A 4,202-nucleotide genomic window follows, 5' to 3' on the forward strand; every position below is an offset into this window, starting at 1 on the left:
TTCACCGATGGTGAAGTAGCGTTTGCCTGGAATGGGCGGTAGCTCGTCGTTATGACTTGGTTCCAGCATAAGCCTCAACTCGGGCCTTCAACTTCTGCCCTGGACGAAAGGTGACCACACGGCGAGCCGTAATCGGGATTTCTTCTCCCGTCTTCGGATTTCTACCAGGCCGCTGGCGTTTATCGCGCAGATCGAAATTGCCGAAACCGGACAATTTGACCTGCTCGTTATCTTCCAAAGCGTGCCTGATTTCCTCAAAGAAAAGCTCAACCAGTTCCTTGGCTTCCCGTTTGTTCAGGCCCAGCTCTTCATACAGACGTTCGGCCATCTCAGCTTTAGTCAGAGCCCCCATACGCTACTTCCTTAACGTGGCGTTTAACCTTTCCTCGAGAGAGGTGAGGATTTTATGCGTCGCCGCATTCACCTCATCGTCATTAAGAGTGCGCGATGGATGCTGCCAGGTCAAGCCGACTGCAAGGCTTTTTCTATGTGGATCAACACCTTTACCTTGATATACGTCAAATAGCCTGAGGTCTGTGAGCCATTCGCCTGCATTTTCACGTATTACGTCCAATACTGCAGTCGCCGCAACCTCTATGTCAGCAACCAGCGCGAGGTCTCGACGCACTTCCGGAAAGCGTGAAAGCTCCTGGAATTTTGGCAAACGGCCCAGGGAGACTTCAGCCAAGAGTAGTTCAAAGACAAAGACCGGGCGATCAAGGCCCAGGTTTTTCGTCAGCTCGGGGTGAAGCGCGCCGACGAAACCGACTTCTCGGCCATCGCGCTCGATACGGGCTGTTTGGCCCGGATGCAGTGCAGGATGTTGGCTCGGTGTGAAGGTGAATGCACCCAGCGCACCGGCGAATCCGAGAACCGCTTCGACGTCAGCCTTGATATCGAAAAAATCCACCGGGTCGCGACCTTGCGCCCAGCCTTCAGGCGCACGGCTGCCGCAAATGATGCCAGCGAGCATCGGTTCTTGCTTGAGGCCGTCCAACTGACCGACAAATCGTAGCCCGCTTTCGAACATACGTACGCGGTCTTGTTGACGGTTGAGGTTGTGCTGCAATGCTTTGACCAGACCTGGCCACAACGACGAGCGCATGGCGGCCATGTCGACCGATATCGGGTTGGCCAACAGCAAAGGCTCGACGCCGGGATTGAACAGTTCAAACCACTTCGGATCGATGAAACTGTAAGTGATCGCTTCCTGATAGCCTCGCGCAACCAGCATACGGCGCAGAAGCAGCAAATCAGCCTGGGCTTCAGCTTTGGCTTGTGGGGCCAAACGTGCCTGCGGGTAACGAACCGGCAGGCGGTTGTAACCGTACAAGCGCGCCAGTTCCTCGATCAGATCGACTTCCAGGCTGATGTCGAAGCGGTGGCTAGGGACTTCCACCAACCACTGACCCGCCACATCAGTGGAGATTTTCAGCTCCAGGCCGACCAGCAGACTCTCGACTTCAGCCGGGTCCATCTCCATGCCGAGCATCTGGGTGATGCGCTCCGCACGAAGAACAACCGGACAAATTGAAGGCAGGTCTTTTTCGCTGACCGCCTCGGTGATCGAGCCCGCTTCGCCGCCGGTGATCTCCAACAGCAGACCGGTTGCGCGCTCGATAGCTTCCCGCGCCAGTTGCCAGTCCACGCCGCGTTCGTAGCGGTGCGATGCATCGGTGTGCAAGCCGTAAGAACGGGCTTTACCTGCGATGGTAATCGGATCGAAGAAGGCGCTTTCCAGGAAAATATCCTGAGTTTTTGCGCTGACGCCGCTGTGCTCGCCACCCATGACGCCAGCGATAGCCAAGGCGCGGGTATGGTCAGCGATGACCAAAGTGTCGCCACGCAGGCTGACTTCCTGACCGTCGAGCAGTACCAGCTTCTCGCCCTCTTCCGCCATTCGCACACGAATGCCGCCATTGATCTCGGCAAGGTCAAAAGCATGCAGCGGCTGTCCCAGTTCGAGCATCACGTAGTTGGTGATGTCTACTGCCGCATCGATACTGCGTACGTCCGAACGACGCAGGCGCTCGACCATCCACAGGGGCGTCGGCCGCGACAGGTCAACGTTGCGCACGACGCGCCCCAGGTAACGAGGGCATGCAGCAGGCGCCAGCACGTCGATTGAGCGCACTTCATCGTGTACCGCAGACACCGCGGCCACAACCGGACGCGTGACCTTAGCGCCATACAGCGCACCAACTTCACGCGCCAGACCCGCCACCGACAGGCAATCGCCACGGTTCGGCGTCAGGTCGACTTCAATGCTCGCATCGTCCAGCTGAAGATAGATGCGAATGTCTTGTCCTACTGGTGCATCGACCGGCAGCTCCATCAAACCATCGTTGCCCTCACCCACTTGCAGCTCGGATTCGGAACACAACATGCCGTTGGATTCAACGCCTCGCAGCTTGGCTTTCTTGATCTTGAAGTCGCCGGGCAGCTCGGCCCCAATCATGGCGAACGGAATTTTCAAGCCAGGGCGCACGTTTGGCGCGCCACACACAACCTGGAAGGTCTCTGCGCCATTGCTGACCTGGCAAACGCGTAATTTGTCGGCATCCGGGTGCTGCTCGGTGCTTAGCACCTCGCCCACCACCACGCCTGTGAATTCACCGGCGGCCAACGTGACGCTGTCGACCTCAAGGCCTGCCATCGATAGGCGAGCAACCAGTTCGTCGCGGGACACTTGCGGGCTTACCCAGCCGCGCAGCCATTGTTCACTGAATTTCATCCTGCTCTCCTGAAAGATTCGTTACGAACGTGCGGTGCGACCTAGCGAAATTGCGCGAGGAACCGCAAGTCGTTGTCGAAGAACAGACGCAAGTCATTAACGCCGTAACGAAGCATTGCCAGACGTTCAACGCCCATGCCGAATGCAAAGCCCTGGAACTCTTCAGGATCGATGCCAGACATGCGCAATACGTTCGGGTGGACCATGCCGCAACCCAGTACTTCGAGCCAACCGGTTTGCTTGCACACGCGGCAACCTTTGCCGCTGCACATCACGCACTGGATATCGACTTCTGCCGATGGCTCAGTGAATGGAAAGAAAGATGGACGGAAGCGCACCGCCAGTTCTTTTTCGAAAAACACCCGCAAGAACTCTTCGATGGTGCCTTTCAGATCCGCGAAGTTGATGTCACGGTCGATCAGCAGCCCTTCCACCTGGTGGAACATAGGCGAATGGGTGATATCCGAATCGCAGCGATAAACTCGGCCTGGGCAGACGATGCGAATAGGCGGCTGCTGTGTTTCCATGGTTCGCACTTGCACCGGGGAGGTGTGGGTGCGCAACAACATGTTTGCATTGAAATAGAAGGTGTCGTGCATCGCCCGCGCCGGATGGTGGCCAGGGATGTTCAGCGCCTCGAAATTGTGATGATCGTCTTCGACCTCAGGGCCTTCGGCGATGCCGTAGCCAATATGAGTGAAGAATTGCTCGATCCGCTCTAGCGTTCGGGTAATCGGGTGCAAACCTCCAGAGGTCTGCCCACGGCCCGGCAGGGTCACGTCAATGCCTTCAGCCGCGAGCTTGGCGGACAGTTCCGCTTGCTCCAACGACGCTTTACGGGCATTGAGAACCTCTGTGACACGCTCCTTGGCGACGTTAATCAGCGCACCAACTTGCGGGCGCTCTTCAGCCGGCAAATTTCCCAGGGTCTTCATCACCTGAGTCAACTCGCCCTTCTTGCCAAGGAATTGAACCCGGATCTGCTCCAGGGCATTAACATCTTCAGCGTGTTGCACGGCCTCAAGTGCTTGAGAGACCAGCGCATCCAGGTTTTCCATTTACAGACTCCAGATACGAAATAGGGGAAGAGCTTTAGGCTCTTCCCCTATTTATGACGTTTAACACCGAACCCGTAAACCGGGTCCGGTGATTGTCGGGGACTTAGGCCAAAGTGGCTTTAGCTTTCTCGACAATCGCAGCAAACGCAGATTTTTCGTTCACAGCCAGATCAGCCAGAACCTTACGATCGATCTCGATGGACGCCTTTTTCAAGCCGGCAATGAAACGGCTGTAGGACAGACCGTTAACACGAGCACCAGCGTTGATACGAGCGATCCACAAAGCGCGGAACTGACGTTTTTTCTGACGACGGTCACGGTAGGCGTATTGGCCTGCCTTGATTACCGCTTGTTTGGCAACACGGAATACGCGTGAACGCGCGCCGTAGTAGCCTTTAGCAAGTTTCAGA

General features: G+C 56.6%; 4 protein-coding genes and 1 pseudogene. All 5 read right to left on the reverse strand.

The window, feature by feature from the left end; all coding sequences use genetic code 11:
- A pseudogene (locus JWR17_RS17305) lies at positions 1 to 69 on the reverse strand (MerR family transcriptional regulator); the annotation flags it as partial.
- The gene (gene ihfA, locus JWR17_RS17310) at positions 50 to 352 is read right to left on the reverse strand and encodes an integration host factor subunit alpha (RefSeq protein WP_002553164.1); all 303 of its coding nucleotides are present in this window, start codon (positions 350 to 352) and stop codon (positions 50 to 52) included. The gene ihfA and the pseudogene JWR17_RS17305, both read right to left, overlap by 20 nt.
- Before the next feature lie 3 nt (positions 353 to 355).
- A complete protein-coding gene (gene pheT / locus JWR17_RS17315; RefSeq protein ID WP_299833164.1) occupies positions 356 to 2,734 on the reverse strand; it encodes a phenylalanine--tRNA ligase subunit beta in 2,379 nt (792 codons plus the stop codon).
- A gap of 41 nt (positions 2,735 to 2,775) precedes the next feature.
- Positions 2,776 to 3,792 carry a phenylalanine--tRNA ligase subunit alpha gene (gene pheS, locus JWR17_RS17320; RefSeq protein ID WP_299833165.1) on the reverse strand — a complete coding sequence of 339 codons (1,017 nt, stop codon included), beginning with the start codon at positions 3,790 to 3,792 and terminating at the stop codon, positions 2,776 to 2,778.
- A 103-nt stretch (positions 3,793 to 3,895) separates the two neighbouring features.
- Positions 3,896 to 4,201 (reverse strand): 50S ribosomal protein L20, encoded by a 306-nt coding sequence (gene rplT / locus JWR17_RS17325; RefSeq protein WP_299833166.1) that lies wholly within the window; start codon positions 4,199 to 4,201, stop codon positions 3,896 to 3,898.
- Position 4,202 lies beyond the last annotated feature (1 nt).

This window comes from Pseudomonas sp. (assembly GCF_028293835.1).
Taxonomy (GTDB): Bacteria; Pseudomonadota; Gammaproteobacteria; order Pseudomonadales; family Pseudomonadaceae; genus Aquipseudomonas.